Origin of the sequence: Variovorax sp. PAMC 28711, from assembly GCF_001577265.1 — a bacterium.
GTDB lineage: Bacteria > Pseudomonadota > Gammaproteobacteria > Burkholderiales > Burkholderiaceae_C > Variovorax.
In genome coordinates, this window is record NZ_CP014517.1 from 2,480,198 (window position 1) to 2,504,339 (window position 24,142).

24 protein-coding genes are annotated in these 24,142 nt (G+C 67.9%); 17 read left to right on the forward strand and 7 right to left on the reverse strand.

Annotated features, from left to right (window positions below; genetic code table 11):
• Positions 1–550: 550 nt before the first annotated feature.
• Complete coding sequence (locus AX767_RS12125; RefSeq protein ID WP_068633636.1) at positions 551–2,434, forward strand: GspE/PulE family protein; 1,884 nt, start codon at positions 551–553, stop codon at positions 2,432–2,434.
• 1 nt (position 2,435) lies between these two features.
• Here AX767_RS12125 and AX767_RS12130 read toward each other — a convergent pair whose 3' ends face one another.
• Genes AX767_RS12130 through fliE form a run of 3 tightly spaced genes read right to left on the reverse strand, consistent with a single transcriptional unit; the run spans position 2,436 to position 6,113 of the window.
• On the reverse strand, positions 2,436–5,069 hold the full coding sequence (locus AX767_RS12130) for a diguanylate cyclase domain-containing protein (RefSeq protein WP_068631578.1): 2,634 nt from the start codon (positions 5,067–5,069) through the stop codon (positions 2,436–2,438).
• Between the two features lie 4 nt (positions 5,070–5,073).
• Positions 5,074–5,796, reverse strand: a complete 723-nt coding sequence (locus AX767_RS12135; protein WP_068631579.1) for an EAL domain-containing protein — start codon at positions 5,794–5,796, stop codon at positions 5,074–5,076.
• 8 nt (positions 5,797–5,804) lie between these two features.
• Complete coding sequence (gene fliE, locus AX767_RS12140; protein ID WP_068631580.1) at positions 5,805–6,113, reverse strand: flagellar hook-basal body complex protein FliE; 309 nt, start codon at positions 6,111–6,113, stop codon at positions 5,805–5,807.
• A gap of 128 nt (positions 6,114–6,241) precedes the next feature.
• Here fliE and fliF point away from each other — a divergent pair, with 128 nt between their 5' ends.
• The 14 genes from fliF (at position 6,242) to AX767_RS12210 (ending at position 17,483) form a co-directional block, all read left to right on the forward strand.
• Positions 6,242–7,954, forward strand: a complete 1,713-nt coding sequence (gene fliF, locus AX767_RS12145; RefSeq protein ID WP_068631581.1) for a flagellar basal-body MS-ring/collar protein FliF — start codon at positions 6,242–6,244, stop codon at positions 7,952–7,954.
• A 21-nt stretch (positions 7,955–7,975) separates the two neighbouring features.
• Positions 7,976–8,971, forward strand: a complete 996-nt coding sequence (gene fliG / locus AX767_RS12150) for a flagellar motor switch protein FliG (protein ID WP_068631582.1) — start codon at positions 7,976–7,978, stop codon at positions 8,969–8,971.
• A 4-nt stretch (positions 8,972–8,975) separates the two neighbouring features.
• The gene (locus tag AX767_RS12155; RefSeq protein ID WP_082755147.1) at positions 8,976–9,647 is read left to right on the forward strand and encodes a FliH/SctL family protein; all 672 of its coding nucleotides are present in this window, start codon (positions 8,976–8,978) and stop codon (positions 9,645–9,647) included.
• A gap of 22 nt (positions 9,648–9,669) precedes the next feature.
• The gene (gene fliI / locus AX767_RS12160; RefSeq protein ID WP_210392640.1) at positions 9,670–11,037 is read left to right on the forward strand and encodes a flagellar protein export ATPase FliI; all 1,368 of its coding nucleotides are present in this window, start codon (positions 9,670–9,672) and stop codon (positions 11,035–11,037) included.
• A gap of 35 nt (positions 11,038–11,072) precedes the next feature.
• The gene (locus tag AX767_RS12165; protein ID WP_068631585.1) at positions 11,073–11,531 is read left to right on the forward strand and encodes a flagellar export protein FliJ; all 459 of its coding nucleotides are present in this window, start codon (positions 11,073–11,075) and stop codon (positions 11,529–11,531) included.
• Entirely contained in the window at positions 11,531–12,850 is a 1,320-nt protein-coding gene (locus tag AX767_RS12170; protein WP_068631586.1) for a flagellar hook-length control protein FliK, read from the forward strand. The genes AX767_RS12165 and AX767_RS12170 overlap by 1 nt, the downstream gene beginning before the upstream one ends.
• Positions 12,851–12,994: 144 nt before the next feature.
• Positions 12,995–13,600 (forward strand): flagellar basal body-associated FliL family protein, encoded by a 606-nt coding sequence (locus AX767_RS12175; RefSeq protein WP_237288427.1) that lies wholly within the window; start codon positions 12,995–12,997, stop codon positions 13,598–13,600.
• 23 nt (positions 13,601–13,623) lie between these two features.
• A complete protein-coding gene (gene fliM, locus AX767_RS12180) occupies positions 13,624–14,613 on the forward strand; it encodes a flagellar motor switch protein FliM (RefSeq protein ID WP_068631588.1) in 990 nt (329 codons plus the stop codon).
• Positions 14,603–14,977 (forward strand): flagellar motor switch protein FliN, encoded by a 375-nt coding sequence (fliN, locus tag AX767_RS12185; RefSeq protein ID WP_068631589.1) that lies wholly within the window; start codon positions 14,603–14,605, stop codon positions 14,975–14,977. The genes fliM and fliN overlap by 11 nt, the downstream gene beginning before the upstream one ends.
• A gap of 17 nt (positions 14,978–14,994) precedes the next feature.
• Positions 14,995–15,279, forward strand: coding sequence for a FliO/MopB family protein (locus AX767_RS12190; RefSeq protein WP_068631590.1), 285 nt, complete (start codon positions 14,995–14,997; stop codon positions 15,277–15,279).
• The gene (fliP, locus tag AX767_RS12195) at positions 15,272–16,030 is read left to right on the forward strand and encodes a flagellar type III secretion system pore protein FliP (RefSeq protein WP_068631591.1); all 759 of its coding nucleotides are present in this window, start codon (positions 15,272–15,274) and stop codon (positions 16,028–16,030) included. Before AX767_RS12190 ends, fliP begins: the two co-directional genes overlap by 8 nt.
• Positions 16,027–16,296 carry a flagellar biosynthesis protein FliQ gene (gene fliQ / locus AX767_RS12200; protein ID WP_068631592.1) on the forward strand — a complete coding sequence of 90 codons (270 nt, stop codon included), beginning with the start codon at positions 16,027–16,029 and terminating at the stop codon, positions 16,294–16,296. Before fliP ends, fliQ begins: the two co-directional genes overlap by 4 nt.
• 18 nt (positions 16,297–16,314) lie before the next feature.
• Positions 16,315–17,073, forward strand: a complete 759-nt coding sequence (gene fliR / locus AX767_RS12205) for a flagellar biosynthetic protein FliR (RefSeq protein ID WP_068631593.1) — start codon at positions 16,315–16,317, stop codon at positions 17,071–17,073.
• 8 nt (positions 17,074–17,081) lie between these two features.
• On the forward strand, positions 17,082–17,483 hold the full coding sequence (locus AX767_RS12210) for an excalibur calcium-binding domain-containing protein (protein WP_237288429.1): 402 nt from the start codon (positions 17,082–17,084) through the stop codon (positions 17,481–17,483).
• A gap of 21 nt (positions 17,484–17,504) precedes the next feature.
• On the opposite strand, the gene AX767_RS12215 is transcribed toward AX767_RS12210, so the two are convergent.
• Positions 17,505–18,134, reverse strand: a complete 630-nt coding sequence (locus AX767_RS12215) for a response regulator (protein ID WP_068631594.1) — start codon at positions 18,132–18,134, stop codon at positions 17,505–17,507.
• Positions 18,131–19,228, reverse strand: a complete 1,098-nt coding sequence (locus tag AX767_RS12220; RefSeq protein WP_068631595.1) for a hybrid sensor histidine kinase/response regulator — start codon at positions 19,226–19,228, stop codon at positions 18,131–18,133. The genes AX767_RS12215 and AX767_RS12220 overlap by 4 nt, the downstream gene beginning before the upstream one ends.
• Positions 19,229–19,276: 48 nt before the next feature.
• Here AX767_RS12220 and AX767_RS12225 point away from each other — a divergent pair, with 48 nt between their 5' ends.
• The gene (locus tag AX767_RS12225) at positions 19,277–19,996 is read left to right on the forward strand and encodes an SDR family NAD(P)-dependent oxidoreductase (RefSeq protein WP_210392471.1); all 720 of its coding nucleotides are present in this window, start codon (positions 19,277–19,279) and stop codon (positions 19,994–19,996) included.
• A gap of 24 nt (positions 19,997–20,020) precedes the next feature.
• On the opposite strand, the gene AX767_RS12230 is transcribed toward AX767_RS12225, so the two are convergent.
• Positions 20,021–20,620: a fasciclin domain-containing protein gene (locus tag AX767_RS12230; RefSeq protein WP_156481035.1), complete on the reverse strand. Its 600-nt coding sequence runs from the start codon at positions 20,618–20,620 to the stop codon at positions 20,021–20,023.
• 195 nt (positions 20,621–20,815) lie between these two features.
• A complete protein-coding gene (locus tag AX767_RS12235) occupies positions 20,816–22,993 on the reverse strand; it encodes a malate synthase G (protein WP_068631596.1) in 2,178 nt (725 codons plus the stop codon).
• A 165-nt stretch (positions 22,994–23,158) separates the two neighbouring features.
• Between AX767_RS12235 and AX767_RS12240 the strand changes: the two genes are divergently transcribed.
• Positions 23,159–24,133 (forward strand): hydroxymethylglutaryl-CoA lyase, encoded by a 975-nt coding sequence (locus AX767_RS12240; protein ID WP_068631597.1) that lies wholly within the window; start codon positions 23,159–23,161, stop codon positions 24,131–24,133.
• Positions 24,134–24,142: the final 9 nt, after the last annotated feature.

Here is a 24,142-nt window from a genome sequence, read left to right on the forward strand (position 1 = left end):
CACGGGTTCAGGGAGCATTCGAAGTCAACCAGGCGCCGAGGGCGCCGTGTTCCTCATGAAGCTTGCCTACGCCAATGACGGTTATGTGTGGCCTGTTCCGCCCGGTGCGGCCGCGCCACTGCTCGCGCTGGACGACAACGCGCCGACCTGCGAGATCGTCGGCCTCAACGCCCAGCGCGCCCAGGGCCGCCTGATCCGTTTCGTGCCGGCCGAACAGGTCGCCCACGTCCAGCTCAACCAGTTGCGCCGCCCGACCGCGCTGCGCTTCGACCATTTCCGCATGCTGGTGCTGTCGGAGTCGCTGCCGGTGGTGCCGGGCGCCGCCGGCCTCTTGACGTACGACATCGTCTGGGCCGACGGCTCCAGAAGCAGCGGCCAGAGCCTCGGCCGGCAGGAAATTCCGTTCGGCCTTTTTCTGTTCATGCTGACCGAGGACGGGGACGCGGTGCGCCGCGCCTTCGTGCCGCGGGTGAGCCTGCGCAGCGTGTCGTGGTCGGAGCCCGGAGACCCCGGGCGCGGCGGCGCGCCGCCCGAGCCGCCGCTCGACGCGATGCCGCCCGAGGTGACCACGCCGGAAGAGCTGCTGCTGCAACTCGCGGCCCAGAGCCGCATGCCCATCGTGCGCATCGGCCAGGCATTGAAGTCGCTCGGCATGGTCACCGAGGCGCAGCTCGCCGAGGCGCTGGAGAAGCAGCAGGTCGACCGCGGCGTGCCGCTGGGCGAAATGCTGGTGCGCATGAACGTCGTGACGCGGGCCGACCTGCAGGTCGCGCTGGCTCGCAAGATGGGCTATCCGCTGGTCGACCTCGATGCCTACCCGGTGGCGGCCGACGCGATGCGCAAGGTGCCGCACGAGGTCGCGCGCCGGCTCGAACTCATGCCGCTCATGCTGCACGAAGGGCGGCTGATCGTCGCGCTCGACGATCCGGCCAACCGGCGTTCGGCGCTCGACGAGATCGAGTTCGTGTCGCAAATGAAGGTGGTGGGCGTCATCGGCCAGTGCCGCGATCTGCCGGCCGTGCTGTTCAAGGCCTACGACAAGATCGGCGCGACCGCCCAGGGCAAGCCGATCTCGGGCGACCCGAGCCAACCCATCGAGTTCGATCTGGCGGGCACCACCGAACTGCTGGAGACGCTCGAGAAAGAAGGCGTTTCGCGCTTCGACGAGGATTCGCCGATCGAGCAGTCGGACAACTCGCTGGTGCGGATGATCAACCGCATGATCCTGGAAGCGCACGCGCAGGGCGTGTCGGACATCCACGTCGAGAGCTATCCGGGCCGCGAAAAGATCCGCATCCGCTTTCGGCGCGACGGCCGGCTCTACACCTATCTGGAGCTGCCGCCGAACTACCGCAGCGCGCTGATCGCGCGCATCAAGATCATGTGCGACCTCGACATCAGCGAGAAGCGCAAGCCGCAGGACGGCAAGATCAATTTCTCCAAGTTCTCGCCGCAACACAAGCTCGAGTTGCGCGTTGCCACCATCCCGACCAACAACGGGCTCGAAGACGTGGTGATGCGCATCCTGGCGTCGGCCAAGCCGATCCCGCTCGACGCACTGGGGCTCTCGCCGAGCAACCTGGCGCAGTTCAAGACGGCGATCGAGCGGCCCTACGGCATGGTGCTGTGCGTCGGCCCCACGGGGTCGGGCAAGACGACCACGCTGCACTCGGCGCTGATGCACATCAACACGCCCGAGCGAAAGATCTGGACCGCGGAAGACCCGATCGAAATCACGCAGGCGGGTCTGCGGCAGGTGCAGGTCAATCCGCGCATCGACTGGACCTTTGCCAAGGCGCTGCGCGCCTTCGTGCGCGCCGACCCCGACGTGATCATGGTCGGCGAGATCCGCGACGAGGAGACCGCGAAGACGGCGATCGAGGCGTCGCTCACCGGCCACCTCGTGCTGTCCACGCTGCACACCAACAGCGCGCCCGAGACCGTCACGCGCCTGCTCGACATGGGCATGGACCCGTTCAACTTCGCGGACTCGCTGCTGGCCGTGCTCGCCCAGCGGCTGGTGCGCCGGCTGTGCCGCCACTGCACCACCCACCGTCCGGCCACGCCGGAAGAAGTCGAGGTGCTGCTGGCCGACTACATGCACGCCTTCGGGCCGCACGACACCCCCGCCGCGCGCGACCCGGTGCGCAGCGGCTGGCTCGCGACCCATGGCCGCAACGGCGAATTGCCCGTCTACGAACCGAAGGGCTGCAAGCAATGCGACGACACCGGCTTCAAAGGTCGCGTCGGCATCCACGAGTTGATGGTGATCTCGCGCACCCTGCGCCGCCTGGTGCAGAACGGCGCGCGGGCCGAGGAGCTGCAGGAAACCGCCTTGTTGGAGGGCATGCGCACGCTGCGGCAAGACGGCATCGACAAGGTGCTGGCGGGCCACACCACCATCGACGAAGTGCGCGCCACCAGCAACGTCTGAGCTAGACCCCGGCCGCCTTGTGCGCCGGTGCCACCTGCACGTTGTTGCGCCCGGCACCCTTGGCCTGGTAGAGCATTTCGTCGGCCTTGCGGATCAGCGCCTGGCTGGTCATGTGGCCGCCCTCGTAGCACGCAACGCCGACACTGGCGCCGACGTTGAGCGTCCGTTCGTCCAGCACGAAGGGCTCGTTCAGGGATTTCAGGATCTTCTGCGCGACACGCTCGGCGTCTTCGGGATGACCGAGCGCCTGCAGGATCACCGTGAACTCGTCACCGCCGAGCCGGGCGACGAAATCGACATTGCGCGTCGCCGTCGACAGCCGGGCGCCCACGGCGCGCAGCAACGCGTCGCCGCACGGATGGCCCCAGCGGTCGTTGATCTGCTTGAAGCGGTCCAGGTCGACGTACAGCAGCGCCATGCCCGTGTCACGCAGCCTGGACTGGTTCATCGCATCGGCGAGCCGTGCCTCGAACGCGCTCCGGTTACCGAGGCCGGTGAGCGGATCCTGGCTGGCGAGCTCTGCCAGCCGCCGTTCCTCGCGCTTTTGCCGGGTGATGTCCAGCGTCACGGCATGGAAGCCGACGACCGCGAGTCCGTCGACGCTCCACTGCGGGATGTAGCTCACTTCGTAGCTCGCGTGGCCGCTGGAATTGACGGCTTCGCTCTCGAACGTGACGCGCTCGCCGCCCAGGGCGGCGCGCACATGCGGAGCGATCGTGAGATAGCGCGTCTTGCCGAACAGCTGCTCGATCGTCTGGCCTTCGATCGACTTGCGGCTGACGCCGAACACCGGCTCGTAGGCGAGGTTGGCGAACTGGTAGCGCTCGTCCGCGCCGATGTAGGCGACCCGCATCGGCAGAACATCGGCCACGGTGCGAAGCCGCGCTTCGCTTTCGAAAAGCGCGCGCTTGTTGGCCTTGTCGGCCGAGATGTCTCGCATGATGGCCGAGAAGTGCTCGATCTTGCCGTTGCGATCGCGGTGTGCGATCACCATCTGGCTGACGGGAAACACCACGCGTTCGGCATTCCAGAGGTCCAGCTCGCCGACCCAGACGCCCTGCGCGGCGGCCGCCGGAACCACCTCGACGCTCAGGTGCGCGACCGTGGCCGGCGGATAGAAGTCGGCCATCGTCAGATCGGAAACGGGCGCGTCCGGTGCGATGCCGGTGACGCGGCGCGCCGCGGGATTCATGTAGGTGAGCCGCCCGCTCTTGTTGAGTTGCACCACGTAGTCGGTGGTCGCCTCGAAGAACCCGGTGAGCGTGCGCATCGCCTTTTCAGCGCGCGTGCGCTCGGTGATGTCCGACAGCGTGCCGACCTGGCCGGTGACCTGGCCGTCGGTCAGGATCGGCCGCATGTGCAGCGACACCAGCACGTCCGTGCCGTCCAGCCGTCGCAGCCACCGCTTCACATGGAACGGCTGCGTCTGCTGCGTGAGCGCGAGCCACTGCCGCCACACCGCGTCCCGCTCCGGCTCGGCGACCAGGCTCAGCCAGCCGCGCGCGGCGTCGGCCCGTGGCAGGCCCTGAATTTCCAGGAAGGCGTCGTTCACGTACACCATGTGCCCCGACATGTCGCAGCGGAAAAGACCCATCGGCGACGCGTCGGTGATGGTCGCAAGTTCGGTGCGCTGGTTGCGCAGTTCGGTCATGAGCGCATCGAACTCGCGCGCCAGGTCGCCCAGCTCGTCTTCGGCATGAACGTCGAGCGGCACCGTGCGGTCCGGCGCCTTGCGCAACGCATGGATCGCACCGTGCAGCCGGCCCAGCGGCCGCATCATCCACACGGTGCCGATCCACACCAGCACGCTGCTCAGCAGGGCCAGCAGCAGCATCTGGCCAAGCAAGGTCTCGCGCGCCCGTGCGAGCGGTGCGTAGGCCGCGGCCGCCGGCAACACCACGCGCAACACCCAGCCTGTGCTTCGGATGGGAACGCTGGCGATCAGATCGCCGACTTCGCTGCTTTCCCGACTCGACGCCGGCTTGAGAACGCGCAGCGGGTCCGGATGCACCACGTAGACAGGCTGCGGCCCGGTGGTCTCGATGAGGAAATAGCCGCCTTCACCCACGCGCGCGCGGGACAGCTCGCCGAGCACATTGGCCTTGGAGAGGCTCAGGCCGCCACCGACCATGCCCGCCATGCCGGCTGCGCCATCGTGAACCGGAACCACCATCACGATGGCGGGCTGGTCGGTGGTGCGGGCCTGGAGCGGCGCCGAAATGGCGGGCTCGCCGCTATCGCGCGCGCGCCGGAAGTAATCGCGGTCGGCGATGTTCAGCGCCTTCGGGTTGGGGGGATCGCTGGCCACGATGGCGCCGTCGGGGTCGATCAGCGCGAGGCCGTCGAACTTGGCGCGCAGCCCGCTGTCGGCCAGAAAGCGCTGTTGCGCCGACGAGGAGGCGAAGGTCGCAGCATTGGCGTGGCGAGCTTCCCGCGCGAGGATGTCCAGGTGGCTGGCGATCTTGTAGTCCACATCGCCGGCCGCCAGTTGCGCGAAACCCTGTTGTTGCTGCTGCATCAGGATGACGTAGCGGCTCGACAGGCCGCGGTACTGCCAGGCCCCCGTCGCTCCCACGGTGAAAAGGACCAGCGCGGTGGTCAGGAGCGCCGTCTTCGTGGGGAGCGTCAGGCGCATCGCGTCACACGGCGTCCCAGTCCACGACCGGCAGCCTCCCCGTGGCGGGTTCTGCAAACAAATAGCCCTGGAACAGCGTGACGCCGAGTTTGCGCAAGGCCGTCAGTTCTTCGGCGGTTTCCACCCCTTCGGCGATCACCCGGATGCCGAGCTCGTCGCAGGTGGCGACGAAGTCTTTCACGTTGTCGAGCTGGACGGGTTTCTGCTGGATGTCGCGCACGACGCTCATGTCGATCTTCACCACGTCGGGCTGGAACGACGACAGCAACTCGAACGGCACAAAGCCGGTGTCGTGATCGTCGAGGGTCGACGTGAAGCCGTAGCGCTTGAAGGTGCGAAAAGCGGCCGCGAGGCCCGGCAGGTCGGCCACGCGTTCGCCCCCGGTGATCTCGAACATCAGCCACTTCACGGGGAAGCCGCAGGCCGAGGCGACGCGCATGGCGGTGCGAAAACACTCGGCCTGGCCGGAAAGATCGTCCGGGGTGACGTTCAGGCTGAGTCGCGTGTCCATGCCGAGCGCCGCAGCCATCTCGATCGCCCGGGTCCGGCAGGCTTCGTGGAATGCGTAGCGCTCGTCCGGGCCGACGCGGCCCAGCACGTCCAGCGCGCCCTCGCCTTGCAGGCCGCGCACCAGCGCCTCGTACGCGAAGGTTTCGCGGCGCACGACGTCCACGATCGGCTGGAACGCCATCGTGAACTCGGGGAAGAGGGAATGGGGTTCGGTCATGGGCGGGGTCAGACTTGCATGTTCATGATGTCGGTATACGCCTGAACCATCCGGTTGCGCACATGCAGCGTGGCCTGGAAGCCGATTTGCGCTTTTTGCAGCGCGACCATGGTCTGCTCCAGGCTGACGTTCGGATTTTCGAGCTGAACTTCGCGCTGCAGGGTGGAGGCGTCGCCCTGGGCGGCGCTCACGGCCTTGAGAGCGCCGGACAGGGCGCCGGCGAAGCCGGCTTCCTGGACGGCACCGGTGGCGGCGCGTGCAGCCCCGGCCGGACGCGACGTGAGCGGGGCGGTGACGGGGTTGAGGCGGAGGTCCATGGTCGTGATGCTAAAGGCGGTCGACCGTGGCATGGCCGGGAATTGAGCCGGAAAGGCGCGCCTTATCGGGCTTATGCGGAATGGGTCGGCCCGAATAATCGTGCCACGCCCAGAGCCCACACACACCCATGTCCGCCGTCGTCGAAATACCCGTCCCCCTCGCCACCACCGCCCCGTGGTCGCGCAAGCTTGCCAGCCTGGACTCGCGCCAGCGCATGCGTTTTGCCATCGGCGTCGTGTTGCTGGTCGGAGTGGCCATCGCGGCCATCGTGATCGGTCGCCAGCCCGACTGGCGCGTGCTCTACGCCAACCTGGCCGACAAGGACGGCGGCGCCGTCATCGCCCAGCTCGCGCAGATGAACGTGCCCTACAAGTACTCCGAAGGCGGCGGCGCGGTGATGGTGCCGGCCGATCGCGTGCACGACCTGCGCCTGCGCCTGGCCTCGCAGGGCTTGCCCAAGGGCTCGGTCGCCGGCTTCGAGCTGATGGAGAACAACCGCTTCGGCATGACCCAGTTCCAGGAGAAGCTGAGTTTCCAGCGCGGGCTCGAAGGCGAGCTCACCCGCTCGATCCAGGCGCTCGGCTCGGTGCAGGCCGCCCGTGTGCACCTGGCGCTGCCCAATCAGAACGGCTTTTTTCGCGAGCAGCAGAAACCCACCGCTTCGGTGCTGCTGACGCTGCATCCAGGCCGCACGCTCGAGCGCAACCAGATCGCCGGCATCGTGCACCTGGTCGCCTCCAGCGTGCCGGAGCTGAACCCGGCCGCGGTGAGCGTGGTCGACGACACCGGCAAGCTGCTGTCGAACAACAACAACGAATCCGGCAGTGGCGCCGACGCCCAGCAACTGCAATACACCCAGCAGATCGAACAGCAATATGCGCGCCGCATCCTCGACATGCTGGAGCCCATGGTCGGCCGCCAGAACGTCAAGGCGCAGGTGACGGCCGACGTCGATTTCTCGCAGACCGAAGCCACGTCGGAAGAGCACAAGCCCAACCTGTCGGCCGACGCCAGCGCGGTACGCAGCCAGCAGACGGTGGAGAGCACCGGCGCGGCTGCCGTGGCCGCTGCGCCGTCGGGCGTGCCGGGTGCCACGTCGAACCAGCCGCCCGGCCCGTCTTCGGCGCCCGTCAACGGCGGTGCCGCACCGCTCACGCCAGCCGGCACCACGGCCACCGCCGGTGCAGCGGCCGCCCGGCCGCCGGGCAAGCGCGAGTCCACGACCAACTACGAGGTCGACAAGACCACCCGGACCGTGCGCAGCGCGACCGGCCAGATCAAGCGGCTGAGCGCGGCCGTCGTCATCAACTACCAGAGCGTGGTCGATGCCCAGGGCAGGCCCGGCGCGGCCACCGCGTTGTCGGCCCAGCAGATCGAGCAGATGACGGCGCTGGTGCGCGAGTCGATCGGCTTCAGCAAGGACCGCGGCGATTCGGTCAACCTCATGAACGCGCAGTTCCTCGCCGAGCGCAACGAGGTCGCTGAAGTCCCGATCTGGAAGAATCCGCAAACGCTCGACACGGCGCGCAGCTTCGCCTGGCCGATCGGCCTGGTGCTGATCGGCGCGATCGTGCTGCTCGGCCTGGTTCGCCCGGGCCTCAAGACCCTGGCGGCGGCCGCGCCGCCGCAGCTGCCGGGCAGCCAGCTCGACGCGATGCTGTCCGAAACGCCGCAGCGCCCCGCGCTCGCCTCCATCGCCGAAGCCCTGCCGCCGCCGGCCGCGCCCGAACAGGCCCGGCTCGAAGGCGCCCGCCAGATGGCGCGCCAGAACCCGGTCGCGGTCGCGAACATCGTGAAGACCTGGGTCAACGGCGACGAAGCCGCGGCCGCATCGGCCTGACCCGCACAAGGCGAACGCGCGATGGACGAACAAGGCCTCAACGACGCAGCGATCCTGCTGATGTCGCTTGGCGAACACGAAGCCGGCGAAGTGCTGCGCCACCTGTCGCCGCGCGAGGTGCAGAAGCTCGGCGAAACCATCTCGAGGACCCGGGCCGTCTCGCGCGAGCGCCTGGGCGCCGTGGCCGACCGCTTCGTGGTGGCGACCGCGGGCCAGAGCCTCTTTGCCGCCGACACCGGCGACTACGTGCGCGCCGTGATGAAGCACGCGCTGGGCGAAGAAAAAGCCTCGATCCTGATCGACCGCATTCTCCAGAACGGCGACCTCACCGGCATCGAAAACCTCAAGTGGATGGACGCGCCCTCAGTCGCCGAACTGCTCAAGGTCGAGCACCCGCAGATCGTCGCCGCCATCCTGGTGCACCTGGAGCCCGAGCAGGCTTCGGCCATCCTGGTGAAGCTGCCCGAACAGCAGCGCGCCGAAGTGCTGCTGCGCGTGGCCACGCTCGAAGGCATCCAGCCGGCCGCGCTCGAAGATTTGAACGAAGTGATGTTCCGCGTGCTGGCCGGCGGCGCCAAGGTGCTGAAGCCGTCGCTCGGTGGCGCGCGCACGGCGGCCGGCATGATCAACCTGCTCGGTGCCGGCGTCGACACGCAGGTGATCGAAGCCATTCGCAGCCACGACCCCGACCTCGCCTCCGAGATCGCCGAGCTGATGTTCGTGTTCGACGACGTGATGAAGCTGGACGACAAGTCGATCCAGCTGCTCTTGAAGGAAGTGGCCTCGGAGACGCTGATCATCGCGCTCAAGGGCGCGGCGCCGCCGCTGCGCAACAAGTTCCTGTCGAACATGTCGTCGCGCGCCGCCGAAGCGCTGCGCGAAGACCTCGAATCGCGCGGCCCGATGCGGCTGTCCGAGGTCGAGGCGCAGCAGAAGGAAATCCTGCGCTCGCTGCGCCGTCTGGCCGACGAGGGCCAGATCGTCCTGGGTGGCGGTGCCGGCGGCGGCATGGTCTGACGCGATGCGAAGCAGCAGCACCCGACTCATCGCCAGCGAAGACATCGCGCATGTCGCGCGCTGGCAGTTCGGCGCGGTGGGCAACGGCGGGGCCGTGCCAGAAGGCGGCATCTCCGATCCGAAAGCGCTGCGCGACGCCCACGCGGCAGGTCATGCCGAAGGCGTCGCGGCCGGCCGCGCCGAGGCGCTGGCCGAGGCCGAAGCGAGGCACGCGATCTACCGCATCAACGAAGGCCAGGACGCGGCGCGCCGGCTCGCGTCGCTGCTGCAGTCGGCCGAGGCGGGCCTGGCCGATGCGCAACAGTCGATCGCCCGCGGCACGCTGGAGATCGCCTGCGCGCTTGCGCGTCAGGTGCTGCGGCACGAGCTCGCGACCGACCCCAACGCGCTCGAGCCGGTGGTGCACGAGGCGCTTTCGCTGCTGCTGGCCGATGGCCGCGCTGCCACGGTGCGGCTCGCACCGGTCGACTTCGATCTGTTCGACGACGCGTTGCGTGCGCAGTTCTCGGGCCAGGCGGTGACGGTGCTTTCAGACACGGCCGTGCAGCCGGGCGACTGCCTGGTCGAATCGGCCGGTGCGGTGGTCGATGGCAGCGTGGCGTCGCGCTGGTCGCGCGCCGTCGCCAGCCTCGGCCTTTCGATGCCATGGCGCGAGGAGGACGGTGATGCCGCCTGAACGCCAGGTCTGGCAACGCTTCATGGACGACGCGCAGGCGCGCGCCTCGCAGGACGCGGGGCTCGCGCTGCGTGGCACGCTCACCCGCCTGACCGGCCTGGTGCTGGAGGCAGCGGGCCTGCGCGTGCCGGTCGGCTCGCAGTGCCTGGTGCGCATGGGCAACCAGGCGCCGGTGCTGGCCGAAGTCGTCGGCTTTTCGGACCAGCGCGCCTACCTCATGCCGGCCGGCGACGTGCACGGCCTCTCCAGCGGGGCCAGCGTGATGCCGGCGCCGCCCTATGTGCCGATTCCGCGGCTGGGCGAGCCCGAACGCGACGTGACCGCACGCGTCGGCGTGCTCCGGTTGCCGCTCGGCGCCGGCCTGCTCGGCCGCGTGGTCGACCCGCAAGGCACGCCGCTCGACCATCAAGGCCCGCTCGACGATGTGTCGGCCGAACCGCTCGACCGGCAACCGATCAACGCGATGGACCGCGACCCGGTGCGCGAGCCGCTCGACACCGGCGTGCGCGCGATCAACGCGCTGCTCACCGTCGGCCGCGGCCAGCGCATCGGCCTCTTCGCCGGCTCGGGCGTGGGCAAGAGCGTGCTGCTCGGCATGATGGCCCGCTACACCGAAGCCGACGTGATCGTGGTCGGCCTGATCGGCGAGCGCGGTCGCGAGGTCAAGGAATTCGTTGAAGACATCCTCGGCCCCGAAGGCCGTGCGCGCTCGGTGGTGGTGGCTGCGCCGGCCGATTCGCCGCCGCTGCTGCGCATGCAGGGCGCGGCCTACGCCACCGCGGTGGCCGAGTACTTTCGCGACCGTGGCCAGCACGTGCTGCTGCTCATGGATTCGCTCACCCGCTACGCGATGGCACAGCGCGAAATCGCGCTGGCCATCGGCGAGCCGCCGGCCACCAAGGGCTATCCGCCGTCGTGCTTCGCCAAGCTGCCGCAGCTGGTGGAACGCAGCGGCAACGGGCTCAACGGCGTCGGCTCGATCACCGCGTTCTACACGGTGCTGTCGGAAGGCGACGACCAGCAGGACCCGATCGCCGACGCGGCCCGCGCCATCCTCGACGGGCACATCGTGCTGTCGCGTTCGCTGGCCGAAGAAGCGCACTTTCCGGCGATCGACGTCGAGCAGTCCGCCTCGCGCGTGATGCACAACGTGGTTTCGCGCGAACACAACGACTGCGCGCGCCGCTTTCGCGCAACCTATTCGCGCTACCGCCAGAGCCGCGACCTGGTGCGTCTGGGCGCCTACGCGGCGGGCAGCGACCCCGCGCTGGACGAAGCAATTCGCCTGCAGCCGGCCATGACCGCCTTTCTCCAGCAGGACATGTACGAAGGCGCGGCGCTCGGCGCCAGCATCGGCGCCATGGCCGGCACGCTCGGCGACCGCGCCTGAGCCCTGTTGTCAGTGAACTCCCCGAAAGCCGAACCATGTCCGACCTGAGCGCCTTGCAGACCGCCGTCTCACTCGCCACGCGCGAGCGCGACGCCGCCGCCCAGCGGCTCGCCCAGGCGCGCCAGGGCTGGCTCGCGGCGCAGGTGCAGCTCGACCAGCTCGACAGCTACGCGCAGGAGACGCAGGCCCGCTGGACCGTGCAGGCCGCGCGCTGCGCGCCCGAAATCATGGTCCACCACTATCAATTCATGGAGCGGCTGACGCACGCGATCGGCCTGCAGACCGGCACCGTGGCGCAGCAGGCCGGCATGGTCGCGCTGCTGGCCGACCGGTTGCGCGTGGCCGAGATGCGGCGCGAAAGCCTGTTGCAGGTTTATGCGCGCCGCGAAAGCGCACAGCGTCGCGCACTCGACCGGCGCGAGCAGAAGATCTCCGACGAGCAGGCCGCGCTTCAATACCGTCGCCTGGCCGGCGGCGTGCTGGGAGGCATCTGATGGCCATCGACATCGCACGGAGCAGCGAAGCGAGTGCCCCCGCCTCGGGTACCGCGTCGCGCGGCAAGTCCGCCGCGCCAGAAGCCATCGGCACCTTCGGCGCCGTGCTTGCGTCGATGGACGAGGCGCCCGCGGACTGCACGTCGGCCGTATCGAAGGGCAGTGCATCCGACACACTGGAAGATACGGTCAAGACCACCGACGGCAGCGCGCCGACCGATGCTGCACTTCCTGCAGCCGCACAACCCGTGGTGGCCGCACCGGTCCCGGTCGACCCTTCTGCCTTGTTGCTGGCACAGAGCACGCTCGGCGCTGTCGGCGTGATGCCGCCACCCGTGCGCGACACCGGCGTGCCGCCGTCCGATACGTCCGTCATGGCCGGTGTGACCGCCGGCATCGGCCGCGTCGGCGATCCGCAAGGCGTGCCCGAAGCCTCCGGCCTGCCGACCCCGCCGCTGGCGCCGCGGCCCGCGGTGACCACGCCGGGTGTGGCCCGCGACACCGGCACGGTGGACACGCCCTCGGCCGCGCTCGGCGTGGCCCTGCTCGGTCGTGCCGATGGGAAGAACGAAGGGCGCAAGGATCCGCTGCGCACCGCCGCCACGCAGGAGGCGGGCACCGTCTCCGCGACGCGCCAGACCGCCGCGAGTGCGACGGCCGCCGCGGCCGCCACCGATGCCGCGGCCAGCACCCGCGCGCTCGCGCCTGCTGCCGAATTCGCCGTAGCAGCGCCTGTCCTGGCAACCGCGCTGGCCAATGAAATTCCCGCTCCGTGGCGTCGCCTGGAGCGCGCGCCGGACGGCAGTGCGGGCCACGCCGGCCTCGCGACCGGCAACGACACGGCACTGGCGGCGCCGCCGCTGATCAGCGCGCCCGACGCCTCCGGCGCGACCGCTTCAGGCGCCGGCGCCGGCTTCACCGAGCGGCTGGTCGACCAGGTCAGCTGGTGGATGGCGAACCGCAGCCAGGGCGCCGAACTCAAGCTCGACATGCCCGACGGCGCGCCGGTGTCGGTGACCGTGCAGATCACCGGCAACGAGGCGCATGTGGCCTTTCGCAGCGACTCGCCCGAGGCGCGCCAGTGGCTGGGCGCCGCACTGCCGCAGTTGAAGGAAATGTTCGGAAACGAAGGGCTCATGCTCTCGGGCGCGTCGGTCGGCCAGTCCGGCAGCGGATCCGAGCAGGAAGCCGCGCGCGATGCGCAGCGCGCCCTGCGTTCCGGCACACCCCCGGGCGGCTCCGGCAGTCTCGACCCCGTGGCCGCGCCAGCCGCGCGGCCTCGCACGGTGACGGAACGCGCGCTCGACCTGTACGTCTAGCCGCGGTCGAAGCACCGCTAAAGCGCCGCTTTCCCCCCTTTTATCGGGGCTTGGGAAAGGCGGCGGACTCGAATAATCGGTTCCATGCAGACCCCGCCGCGCCTCGCGCCAAGGGTCGTTCCTGCCGCAACCGAAGGAAATCCCGTGTCCGCCCCTGCTGCCACTGCCACTGCCCAGGCCCCCGAAGCGCCGAAGAAGGGTGGCAAGAAATCAATGCTGATGCTGATCGTCGTCGCCGTGGCGATGCTCGGCGGTGGCGCGGGCGGCGCCTGGTACTTCCTGCAGAAGCGCGCGGCCGCGGCCACCGACGACGAGCCCGTGGCCCACGCGCCGGCCGAGAAGCACGCCCCGACCTACCTGCCGCTGGAGAGCATGGTCGTCAACCTGGCCGACGGCAGTGGCGAGCGCTTCGCGCAGATCGGCGTGACGCTCGACATCGACAACGAGAAGACCGCCGAGAAGATCAAGACCTACATGCCGGCCATCCGCAGCAGCGTGCTGATGCTGGTGTCGCAACGCACGTCGGAAGAGTTGCTCCGGCGCGACGGCAAGGAAAAGCTCGCGAACGACATCGTCACGGAGGTCTCGCGCGCCATCGGCTACGAGGTCGCCGATGCAGCACCCAAGGCCAAGCCGAAGGCCGATGCGGATGGCGACGCCGAAGAGTCTGCACCCAAGCGCAAGAAGAAGCGCGCGGTCGAGCCGAGTCCGATCAACGGCGTGCTGTTCTCCAGCTTCATCGTCCAGTAAGAGCAAAGACGCACGCGCCCGCCATGGACGAAGTCACCGACATTCCCACCGACGCCGCGGCTGCAGCGGCGCCGATCGACGACGCCGTCGAGCGCATGGCCGATGCGGTCGTGCGCGAGTACGACATGGGCGCGCAGGAACGCATGGTGCGCCGGCCGATGCCGACGCTCGACATCGTGAACGAACGCATGCAGCGCTACTTCCGCACCAGCCTGTTCCACTTCGCGCGGCGCAGCCCCGAAGTGGTGATCGAGCCGGTGCAGGTGCAGCGCTTCTCCGAATTCCTCGGCGTGCTGCCGGCGCCGGTCCATTTCAGCGTGATGGCCTTGCGCCCGTTGCGCGGCAGCGGCCTGGTGGTGTGCGAATCGACGCTCGTCTCGGCGCTGGTCGACTCGCTCTACGGTGGTGCCGGCACGCTGCAGGCGCCGATCGAAGGCCGCGAGTTTTCGCCGGCCGAGCAGCGCGTGATCCAGCGCCTGCTGGGCCTCGTGTGCGCCGACTACGCCAAGGCTTGGAAAGGCATCTACCCGCTCGAGCTGGAGTTCCAGCGCTCGGAAACCCATCCGCGCTTCGTCAACATCGCGGCCCCGGCCGATCTGGTGCTGGTCACCACGCTGCAGGTGAGCTTCGGCGGCCTGCAGGGCGCGGTGCGCATCTGCAAGCCGTGGGCCGCGCTCGACCCGGTGCGCGATGTGCTCTACGGCGCGCAGCAGGCCGACGCCATCGCCGAAGACCGGCGCTGGGTCACGCAGCTCACGCGCGAGATCCAGGCGGCCGAGGTCACGCTCACCGCCGAACTGGCCCAGCCCGAACTCACCGTGGGCCAGCTGCTCGCGATGAAGCCCGGCGACTTCATCCCGCTCGATCGCGCCTCGCGCATCGTCGCGGCGGTCGACGGCACCCCTGTTTTCGCCTGCCATTACGGCACCCACAACGCGCGCTACGCCCTGCGCATCGACGAATGTGTGCGCAGCGACAGCGCCCACTGGCTCGGAGGCTCCCATGTCCACTGAAGAACAAACCATTTCGTCTTCCACCGGCGCCGATTGGGCCGAAGCACTCGAAGCGCAGCAGCCCGGTGCCAACGGCAACGCGGCCAACGCGGCACCGCTCAACGACATCCAGCGCGTGCTCGACATCCCGGTGCAGCTGTCGGTCGAACTCGGCCGCAAGAAGGTGCCGATCAAGCAGGTGCTGCAACTGGCGCAGGGCTCGATCGTCGAGCTCGACGCGCTGGCCGGCGACCCGATGGACGTGCTGGTCAACGGCTACCTGGTGGCGCAAGGCGAGGTGGTCGTGGTCAACAACAAGTTCGGCATTCGCCTCACCGACGTGGTGACGCCGTCGGAGCGGCTGCGCCGCATCCACCGCGCCTGAACCGTACGCGAGGTCGAATGACGCAGAGCCTCATCACCGTCGTGCTGTTCATCGCGCTGCTGGGCGCGATGCCTTATACGCTGCGCCGCTTGCAACAGCGCCGGCTCGGCGCCGCGGGCATCGACGTCGGGAGCGCGTCGAAGCTGCTCTCCACCGTGGCGCTCGGGCCGCAGCAGCGCGTGGTCACGGTCGAAGTCGGCCCGCAGGGCGCACGCACCTGGCTCGTGCTGGGTGTGACGGGGCAGGCGATCACCTGCCTGCACACGCTGCCGGCCAACGCCGAAGGCGCCATCGATGTCTAAGGTTCGTCGACTCGGGCTGGCCGCGTTGTCGCTGCTGGCCGCGCTGCCCCTGGGTGCCTTGGCGCAAACCGCCGCCGGTGGGCAGTTGCCGCTGGTGATCGGCACGGGCGCGGGCGGCAACAGCTATTCGGTGCCGGTGCAGACGCTGCTGTTCTTCACCGCACTGTCGTTCCTGCCCGCCATCCTGCTCATGATGACCGGCTTCACGCGCATCGTGATCGTGCTGTCGCTGCTGCGTCAGGCGCTGGGCACGCAGTCGGCGCCGCCCAACCAGGTGGTGATCGGCCTGTCGCTGTTCCTCACCTTCTTCGTGATGGGGCCGACCATCGACCGCGTCTACGAAGACGCCTACCTGCCCTACACCAACAACACCCTGAGCTTCGAGGCCGCCATCGGAAAGGCCGAGGCGCCGATGCGTCAGTTCATGCTCAAGCAGACACGCGAATCCGACTTCGCGCTGTTCGCGCGGCTCGCCAGGCTGCCCGCCGAGGTCAAGGCCGACACCGCACCGATGCGGGTGCTGATCCCGGCCTTCGCGACGAGCGAGCTGAAGTCGGCCTTCCAGATCGGCTTCATGATCTTCATTCCGTTTCTCGTGATCGACATCGTGGTCTCGAGCATCCTGATGTCGCTCGGCATGATGATGCTGTCGCCCGTGCTGGTGGCGCTGCCGTTCAAGCTCATGCTGTTCGTGCTGGCCGATGGCTGGAATCTGCTGATCGGCTCGCTCGCCGCGAGCTTCGTGCAATGAACGCACAGACCGCCCTCACGCTCGGCCAGGAAGCCCTGGTGCTGCTGCTCACCGTGTCGCTGCCGGTGCTGCTCGCCGTGCTGGCCGTTGGCCTGCTGGTGAGCATCTTCCAGGCCATCACGCAAATCCACGAAGCCACGCTGGCCTTCGTGCCCAAGCTCATCGCGGCCGTCGCGGTGTTCGCCGTCGCCGGGCCGTGGATGCTCAACACATTGGTCGACTACATCCGCCGCATGATCGAATCGATTCCGCAGATGGTGCTGTAGCCGCCACGCGCCGCCGCCATGCTGACCTTCACCGAAGCCCAGCTCATGGGCTGGCTGATGCCGGTGCTGTGGCCCTTCCTGCGCGTGCTCGGGCTCTTCACCACCGCGCCGATCTTCTCCACGCGCGCGATCCCGATCCGCGCGCGCATCGGCCTCGCTTTCATGATCGCGCTGTGCGCCCAGGCCTCGCTGCAGGGCCAGCCGGTGATTCCGCTCGACAGCCCGGCGCTGCTCGGCACGCTGGTCCAGCAGGTGGGCATCGGCATGGCGATCGGTTTCATCGTGCGGCTGGTGTTCACCGCGGTGGAACTCGCGGGCGAGCTGGTCGGGCTGCAGATGGGCCTGAACTTCGCCTCGTTCTTCAACCCGATGAGCAACGCGCAGACCAGCGCCGTGTCGACCTTTCTCGGCAACATGGCGATGCTGCTGTTCATCGCCATCAACGGCCACCTCACCATCGTGATGGCGGTGATGAAAAGCTTCGATGCGTTCCCGATCGGCGGCAGCTTCATGCAGGCCCTGGCGCGCATGCGCATCCACGAGCTCGGCGCCGAACTGTTCGCGAGCGCCCTGTGGATCGCGCTGCCGATGATCGGCCTGCTGCTCTTCGCCAACCTGGTGCTCGGCGTCATCTCGCGCGTCGCTCCGCAGATGAACATCTACGCCATCGGCTTCCCCGTCACGCTGGTGGCCGGGCTGGCCGGCATCACGCTGACGCTGCCGATGATGGAGCAGCCGCTGGTGATGCTGATGGAGCAGATGATGGGGCGAATTTGATCGGAGCCATGGACATGCTGAAAACTTCACTCGCCTTCACCGTGGTTGCGGGCCTTCTGTTCGCGGCCTCCGCGGTTGCTGCCGCGCCGGTGAGCAAGTGCGTCGTCAACGGCACGATCACTTATCAGCAGGGTCCGTGTGCACCGGAGGCGGGAAGAAAACAGCCCACGGTCCAGGAATTGAATACGGAGGAAAAGAAGCGCCGCGCGGCTGTGGTTTCAATACCTGCCGACAAGGTCGCGCCTCCGGTGGCCGTCGGGCCGGCATCGTTCAATTGCGACGGGCGAAAGTACTGCTCGCAGATGAAGTCGTGTGCCGAAGCAAAGTACTTTCTCGCCCACTGCCCGGCCGTGAAGATGGACGGCGACGGAAATGGAATTCCCTGCGAGCAGCAATGGTGTGGTCGATAGCGCGCGGGCCTCGACAGCGCGTCAGATCAGGTTGTTCCGAATCGCATAAACCGTCAGCGCCGCATTCGTCGGCAACCCCAGCTTTTCCATGACGCGTGTGCGGTACACGCTCACGGTCTTGGGGCTCAGCATCAGCTCTTCGGCGATATCGGAGAGACGCTGGCCCGAAGCGATCTTCACGAGCGTTTGGAGCTCTCGCTCCGACAACGCCGCGTGCGGCGCCTCGAGCGACGGGCGCGAGACCGAGTCGGCCAGCATCTGCGCCACTTCGGCCGTCACGTACTTGCGGCCTTGTGCGACGGTACGCGTGGCGGCGATGAGTTCGTCCGGGTCGCCGGCCTTGCTCACGTAGCCTTTGGCGCCGGCGCGCAGGCAGCGGATCGCGTACTGGTCGGCCGGGAACATCGACACCACGAGCACCTTCACCGGCGAATCGCTTTCGTTCAGTGCGGTCATCACTTCGAGCCCGCCGCGGCCGGGCATGCTGAGGTCGAGCAGCAGCACGTCGCAGGGCGTGGAACGCAGCAGTTCGCGCAGTTCCGCGTAGCCGCCGGCCTCGCCGGTGACCTTGATGTCGACCGCTTCCGACAGCGTGTCCCGAATGCCGCGACGCACCACCGCATGGTCGTCGCAGAGCACCACATGAATCATGATTCTTTAACTTTCTCGCCCAGCGGCACGGACAGGATGATCGACGTGCCCACGCCGCCGTGGTTGGTGATGTCGAGCCAGCCGTCGACGGTGCGCGCACGTTCGCCGAGGCCCTTCAAGCCGAAGGTCTTGGGCTTGTCGAGTTCGGCGCGGGTCAGGCCGCGGCCGTTGTCGGTGATCTCCAGCGTGAGCACGCTCTCGCCATCGGTGAGGTCGATGCGCACTTCGCTGCAATCGGCGTGCTTGGCGATGTTGGTCAGCGCCTCCTGCGCGGTGCGGTAGGCCACCAACTGCACTGCGTCGGGCGCATCGATGGTTTCCTGCGTGGCGGTGAAGGCGGTCTTGACGCCGGTGCGCCGCTCGAAGGCGGTGGCCAGCCAGTCGACAGCGGCCACGATGCCCTGGTCGAGGATCGGCGGACGCAGGTCCTGCACGATGCGCTGGCATGCGCCGATGGCGTGCTGCAGTGTTTCAGTGGCGCCGTAGACGTGATCGAGCACGGCAGGGTCGCTGGCATGCCGGCCGATCCAGGCCAGGTCGAAGTTCAGTGCCGCGAGCCAGCCACCGATCTCGTCGTGCACTTCGCGTGCGATCGAATGGCGCTCCTCTTCGATGCAAGACTGCAGGTGTTCGTTGAGTTCGGCCGAACGGCGCATCGAGCCGGCCAGCTCGACCTGCAAATGTTCCTTGGCGGTGCGCATCTTGTTCACGTCGCGGGCCCGCAGGATGGCGCGCGGCAGCTGCTCCATCGCGTCCTTGCGCACGAAGTCGCTCACCCCACGGCGCACCGCATCGATCGCATCGGCCTCGCTCGCGGAGCCGGACAACACAATGAGCGGTGGCGGCACGCCTGGCAGCGCCAGCAATTCCTCCCACACCGCCATCGCGGTAAAGCCCACGCAGTGGTAAGCGCACACGACCACGTCGCAGTCCTGGCGCGACATCCGGTCCCTGAACGCTGCCAGCGTCTCCACGCGGGAGAGGGTTCCTCCCGAACGGTCCAGCCCGAGGGCATCGCAAACCCGGCGATGGTCGGTTTCGGACGGCTCGACGTGCAGGATGCGCAGCTGTCGAACGAATTGGGCGGTTAACATTTGTGTCCATGATAGTCAGCGCGGCGCTGACTGCCCCACTGGCCGCCCATGACAGACCTCGAAAACCTGCCGCTGACGTCTTTCCCCGAGGGCTTTCGCGCCATCGTGATCGGGGCATCCGGCGCGATCGGCGGAGCGCTGCTGGCGCATCTCGCGCAACATGCGCGCTGTTCGCGCGTGATCGCCATCGGACGCCATACGACGCCCTCGCTCGACCTCTGCGACGAGGGCAGCATTCGCGCGTGTGCCGCGTCGCTGGCGGCACAAGGCCCGTTTCATCTCGTTGTCCACGCCGCGGGTGTGCTGCATGGCGCCGGCTTCTCGCCGGAAAAACGGCTGCAGGATCTGGACGTGGAAAGAATGACGGACGTGTTCCGCATCAACGCCTTCGGCCCGGCGATGGTGCTCGCGCACTTCGGTCCCTTGCTGGACGTCCAGCGCGGCGTGCTCGCGCTCCTGTCAGCCAAGGTCGGCAGCATCGGCGACAACCGCCTGGGTGGCTGGTACAGCTACCGGGCGTCGAAAGCCGCCCTCAACATGTTCGTGAAGACGGCATCGATCGAAATGCGGCGGCGCAACCCGCGATCGGTGGTGCTGGCGCTGCATCCGGGCACCGTGGATTCGCGGCTCTCGGCGCCGTTCAACGGCGCCGAGATCGGCCGCGCCGCGTCGGACGCGGCCACCGACCTGCTGCGCGTCATGGACCGATCGGGTCCGGACGAGAGCGGCGGTTTTTTCTCCTACAGCGGCGAGCGGCTGCCCTGGTAGGCCGCCCTCGCCGCGTGGTCGGGATCAGCTCGGCAGCAGCACCTTGTTCACGACGTGGATCACGCCGTTCGACTGGTACACGTTGGCGATCGTCACCATGGCCGTGCCGCCCTTGGCGTCGGTGATCATGACGTTGTTGCCGCTCATCGTGGCGGTCAGCGTGCCGCCGCTCGCGGTCTTGAGCATGGCCTTGCCGCCGCCGGCCGCAATCGCGCTCTTGAGCGCGGCGGCGTCCATCTTGCCCGGCACCACGTGGTACGTCAGCACCTTGGTCAGCGTGGGCTTGTTCTCTGGCTTGAGCAGCGTGTCGACCGTGCCGGCCGGCAGGGCGGCGAAGGCGTCGTTGGTCGGTGCGAACACGGTGAACGGGCCGGGGCTCTTGAGCGTGTCGACCAGACCGGCAGCCTTCACCGCGGCAACCAGCGTCGTGTGATCCTTGGAGTTCACGGCGTTGTCGACGATGTCCTTGTTGGCGTACATCGGTGCGCCGCCGACCATCGGATTCGACATGTTCGACGACATGCCGCTGCCCGACATGCCCATGCCGTCGTTCTTCATGCCCATGCCGCCCGCGCACGCGCTGAGCAGAACCGAAACGCCGACTGCAATCATGAGTTTTTTCATGGAAAGGCTCCTGGATGAAAGTTGATTTTTGAGGTCTGTGGAACCGCCAACAGCGCGGAGGCGCAAAGCGCTTGAGAGCATTACGGTCAAGAAGTGCAACTGGATTCGTAGGACAACACCGGATGCACGGCAAGCAATGCCGGAAATGAAAAACGGCACCCGAAGGTGCCGTTTCTAGAAGGTGCGCTCAGCCCGTCAGGCTTCGCCCTTCACTTTCAGGCGCCATGCATGCAGCAGCGGCTCGGTGTAGCCGCTCGGTTGATCGATGCCCTTGAACACCAGATCCTGCGCGGCCTGGTAGGCGGCCGACGTCTTGAAATGACCGGCCATCGGCTGATACAGCGCATCACCCGCGTTCTGGCCGTCGACCACGGCTGCCATGCGCTCGAAGGTCTCGTTCACTTGCGCCTTCGTCACGATGCCGTGCAGCAGCCAGTTGGCGATGTGCTGGCTCGAGATGCGCAGCGTCGCGCGGTCTTCCATCAGGCCGACGTTGTGGATGTCGGGCACCTTGGAGCAGCCGACGCCCTGGTCGATCCAGCGCACCACGTAGCCGAGGATGCCTTGCACGTTGTTGTCGAGCTCCTGCTGCTTCTCGGCGGCGGCCCAGTTCGGCGTCGAGGTGATCGGCACCTGCAGCAGGTCGTTCAGGATGGCGTCGCGCTCGGCGTCGGCGTCGATCTTTTCCAGTTCCTTCTGCACATCGGCCACGTTGACCTGGTGATAGTGCAGCGCGTGCAGCGTCGCCGCGGTGGGGGAGGGCACCCAGGCGGTGTTGGCGCCGGCCTTGGGGTGCGCGATCTTCTGTTTGAGCATGTCGGCCATCAGGTCGGGCATGGCCCACATGCCCTTGCCGATCTGCGCCTTGCCGCGCAGGCCGCAATCGAGGCCGACCAGCACGTTGTTCTTCTCGTAGGCGGCGATCCACTTCGTGCCCTTGATGTCGCCCTTGCGCAGCATCGGGCCGCCTTGCATGGCCGTGTGCATCTCGTCGCCGGTGCGGTCGAGAAAACCGGTGTTGATGAAGGCCACGCGCGCGGCGGCGGAGGCGATGCAGGCCTTGAGGTTCACGCTGGTGCGGCGCTCCTCGTCCATGATGCCAAGCTTCACCGTGTTCGCGGGCAGGCCGAGCAGCTGTTCGACGCGGCCGAACAGCTCGCTCGCGAAGGCCACTTCGGCCGGGCCGTGCATCTTCGGCTTGACGATGTAGATGCTGCCGCTGCGCGAGTTGCCCTTGCGCTTCAGGTCGATGGTGGCGATGGTGGTCGTGACCACGGCATCGAGAATGCCTTCCGGAATTTCGGTGCCGGCGCCGTACAGGATGGCCGGGTTGGTCATGAGGTGGCCCACATTGCGCAGAAACATCAGCGAGCGGCCATGCAGCTTGACGGTGCCGCTGCCGTCGGGCGCGGTGTATTCGCGGTCGGGGTTCAGGCCGCGCGTGAAGGTCTTGCCACCCTTGGCGACTTCTTCGGTCAGCGTGCCCTGGATGATGCCGAGCCAGTTCGCATAGGCGACCACCTTGTCGGCCGCGTCGACCACAGCGACCGAGTCTTCCAGATCGAGGATGGTCGAGAGCGCCGCTTCCATGATCACGTCGCTGATGCCGGCGGGGTCGGTCTTGCCGATCACGGTGTTCCGGTCGATCTGGATGTCGATGTGGATGCCGTTGTGCCTGAGCAGCACCGACGAGGGCGCCGCCGCGTCGCCCTGGTAGCCGACGAACTGCGCCGGGTCGGCCAGCACGGTGCTGCTGCTCTGCAGCGCGATGTGCAGGGCGCCGTCTTTCACGCTGTAGCCGGTCGCCATCTTGTGCGAGCCGTTGGCCAGCGGCGCGGCCTGGTCGAGCGCTTCGCGTGCGAACTCGATGACCTTCGTGCCGCGGACCGGGTTGTAGCCCTTGCCCTTGTCGGCGCCGCCCGTCTCGGGGATCGCGTCGGTGCCGTAGAGCGCGTCGTACAGCGAACCCCAGCGCGCGTTGGCGGCATTCAGGGCGTAGCGCGCATTCAGGATCGGCACCACCAGTTGCGGGCCGGCCTGCTGTGCGAGCTCGGCGTCGACATTCGTCGTGGTGGCTTTCGCGCCCTTGGGCGAGGGCAGCAGGTAGCCGATCTTTTCGAGGAACGCACGGTAGGCGGGCATGTCGGCGATCGGGCCGGGGTGGGCCTGGTGCCAGCTGTCCATCTCGGTCTGGATGCGGTCGCGCTCGGCGAGCAGCGCGATGTTCTTCGGTGCGAGGTCGGTCACGATCGCATCGAAGCCTTTCCAGAAGGTCGCGCTGTCCACGCCGGTGGCGGGCAGCACCTTGTCTTCGACGAAGCGGTGGAGTTCGGTCGCGACCTGCAGGCCGTGGACAGTGGTGCGTTCAGTCATGGGTTTTGCCTCTGAAAAGGGATGGAATGCGGGAAAGCCGCGCCGTGCGAGGCGCATGCCGCTACTTTATTTGATACCGTGCCTGCCATTAAGAAGCCGCAAGGCGATTGATTGCTGACAAAAACCGGGGTAATCAACGCGAGACGAGACGAGGCGCGCAGCACAATGTACCCAGCCCCGAGGAGACCCGTTTTGACGCCTGCTTTCCGTTCTGTTCCCGACATTCTTATCAGTGAAGTCGGCCCGCGCGATGGCCTGCAATCGGTCAAGGCGACGATGCCGACCGCCGACAAGTTGCGCTGGATCGACGCGCTGCACGCGGCTGGCGTGCGCGAGATCGAAGTCGCCTCGTTCGTGCCGGCGCGGCTGCTGCCGCAGATGGCCGACGCCGCCGAAGTGGTCAAGCACGCGATCACGCTGCCCGGCCTCACGGTGATGGCGCTGGTGCCGAACCGGCGCGGCGCCGAAGCGGCGCTCGCGGCCGGCGTCCACAAGCTCACGATGCCGGTGTCGGCCAGCGCGGCGCACTCGCTTGCCAACGTGCGAAAGACGCGCGAAGAAATGGTCGAGGAAGTGCGCGCGATCTCCGAACTGCGCCGCGCGATCGCGCCGCACGTGAAGCTCGAAGCCGGCATTTCGACGGCGTTCGGCTGTACCTTGCAGGGCGACGTGCCCGAAGACGAAGTGATCCGCCTGGCCGCGCAGTGCGCCGAAGCCGGCGCCGACGAAGCCGGGCTCTCGGACACGGTCGGCTACGCGAACCCTGCGCAGGTTCGCCGGCTGTTCAAGCGCCTGCGCGCAGAGCTCGGCCCGCGCGCCGGTGCGGCCCACATGCACAACACCCGCGGCCTCGGCCTGGCGAACTGCCTCGCTGCCTGGGAAGAGGGTGTGCGCACCTTTGATGCGTCGCTCGGCGGGCTCGGCGGGTGTCCGTACGCGCCAGGCGCCTCGGGCAACGTCGTCACCGAAGACCTCGTGTTCATGTTCGAGGCGATGGGCGTGCGCACCGGCATCGACCTCGAGAAGCTGCTGGTCGCGCGCGAGCCGCTCCGGGCCGGACTGCCCGGCGAACCGGTGTACGGCATGACGCCGGAAGCCGGACTGCCCAAAGGTTTCGTGCAAGGAGCGCTGCGTGTCTGAGCCGGCTTC

Excerpts from the sequence above, each read along its gene's own strand:
- AX767_RS12125 (WP_068633636.1), top strand. The coding sequence starts at position 551 with ATGCCGCCCGAGGTGACCACGCCGGAAGAGCTGCTGCTGCAACTCGCG.
- AX767_RS12130 (WP_068631578.1), bottom strand. The coding sequence starts at position 5,069 with ATGCGCCTGACGCTCCCCACGAAGACGGCGCTCCTGACCACCGCGCTG.
- AX767_RS12135 (WP_068631579.1), bottom strand. The coding sequence starts at position 5,796 with ATGACCGAACCCCATTCCCTCTTCCCCGAGTTCACGATGGCGTTCCAG.
- fliE (WP_068631580.1), bottom strand. The coding sequence starts at position 6,113 with ATGGACCTCCGCCTCAACCCCGTCACCGCCCCGCTCACGTCGCGTCCG.
- fliF (WP_068631581.1), top strand. The coding sequence starts at position 6,242 with ATGTCCGCCGTCGTCGAAATACCCGTCCCCCTCGCCACCACCGCCCCG.
- fliG (WP_068631582.1), top strand. The coding sequence starts at position 7,976 with ATGGACGAACAAGGCCTCAACGACGCAGCGATCCTGCTGATGTCGCTT.
- AX767_RS12155 (WP_082755147.1), top strand. The coding sequence starts at position 8,976 with ATGCGAAGCAGCAGCACCCGACTCATCGCCAGCGAAGACATCGCGCAT.
- fliI (WP_210392640.1), top strand. The coding sequence starts at position 9,670 with ATGGACGACGCGCAGGCGCGCGCCTCGCAGGACGCGGGGCTCGCGCTG.
- AX767_RS12165 (WP_068631585.1), top strand. The coding sequence starts at position 11,073 with ATGTCCGACCTGAGCGCCTTGCAGACCGCCGTCTCACTCGCCACGCGC.
- AX767_RS12170 (WP_068631586.1), top strand. The coding sequence starts at position 11,531 with ATGGCCATCGACATCGCACGGAGCAGCGAAGCGAGTGCCCCCGCCTCG.
- fliM (WP_068631588.1), top strand. The coding sequence starts at position 13,624 with ATGGACGAAGTCACCGACATTCCCACCGACGCCGCGGCTGCAGCGGCG.
- fliN (WP_068631589.1), top strand. The coding sequence starts at position 14,603 with ATGTCCACTGAAGAACAAACCATTTCGTCTTCCACCGGCGCCGATTGG.
- AX767_RS12190 (WP_068631590.1), top strand. The coding sequence starts at position 14,995 with ATGACGCAGAGCCTCATCACCGTCGTGCTGTTCATCGCGCTGCTGGGC.
- fliP (WP_068631591.1), top strand. The coding sequence starts at position 15,272 with ATGTCTAAGGTTCGTCGACTCGGGCTGGCCGCGTTGTCGCTGCTGGCC.
- fliQ (WP_068631592.1), top strand. The coding sequence starts at position 16,027 with ATGAACGCACAGACCGCCCTCACGCTCGGCCAGGAAGCCCTGGTGCTG.
- fliR (WP_068631593.1), top strand. The coding sequence starts at position 16,315 with ATGCTGACCTTCACCGAAGCCCAGCTCATGGGCTGGCTGATGCCGGTG.
- AX767_RS12210 (WP_237288429.1), top strand. The coding sequence starts at position 17,082 with ATGGACATGCTGAAAACTTCACTCGCCTTCACCGTGGTTGCGGGCCTT.
- AX767_RS12215 (WP_068631594.1), bottom strand. The coding sequence starts at position 18,134 with ATGATTCATGTGGTGCTCTGCGACGACCATGCGGTGGTGCGTCGCGGC.
- AX767_RS12220 (WP_068631595.1), bottom strand. The coding sequence starts at position 19,228 with ATGTTAACCGCCCAATTCGTTCGACAGCTGCGCATCCTGCACGTCGAG.
- AX767_RS12225 (WP_210392471.1), top strand. The coding sequence starts at position 19,277 with ATGACAGACCTCGAAAACCTGCCGCTGACGTCTTTCCCCGAGGGCTTT.
- AX767_RS12230 (WP_156481035.1), bottom strand. The coding sequence starts at position 20,620 with ATGAAAAAACTCATGATTGCAGTCGGCGTTTCGGTTCTGCTCAGCGCG.
- AX767_RS12235 (WP_068631596.1), bottom strand. The coding sequence starts at position 22,993 with ATGACTGAACGCACCACTGTCCACGGCCTGCAGGTCGCGACCGAACTC.
- AX767_RS12240 (WP_068631597.1), top strand. The coding sequence starts at position 23,159 with ATGTACCCAGCCCCGAGGAGACCCGTTTTGACGCCTGCTTTCCGTTCT.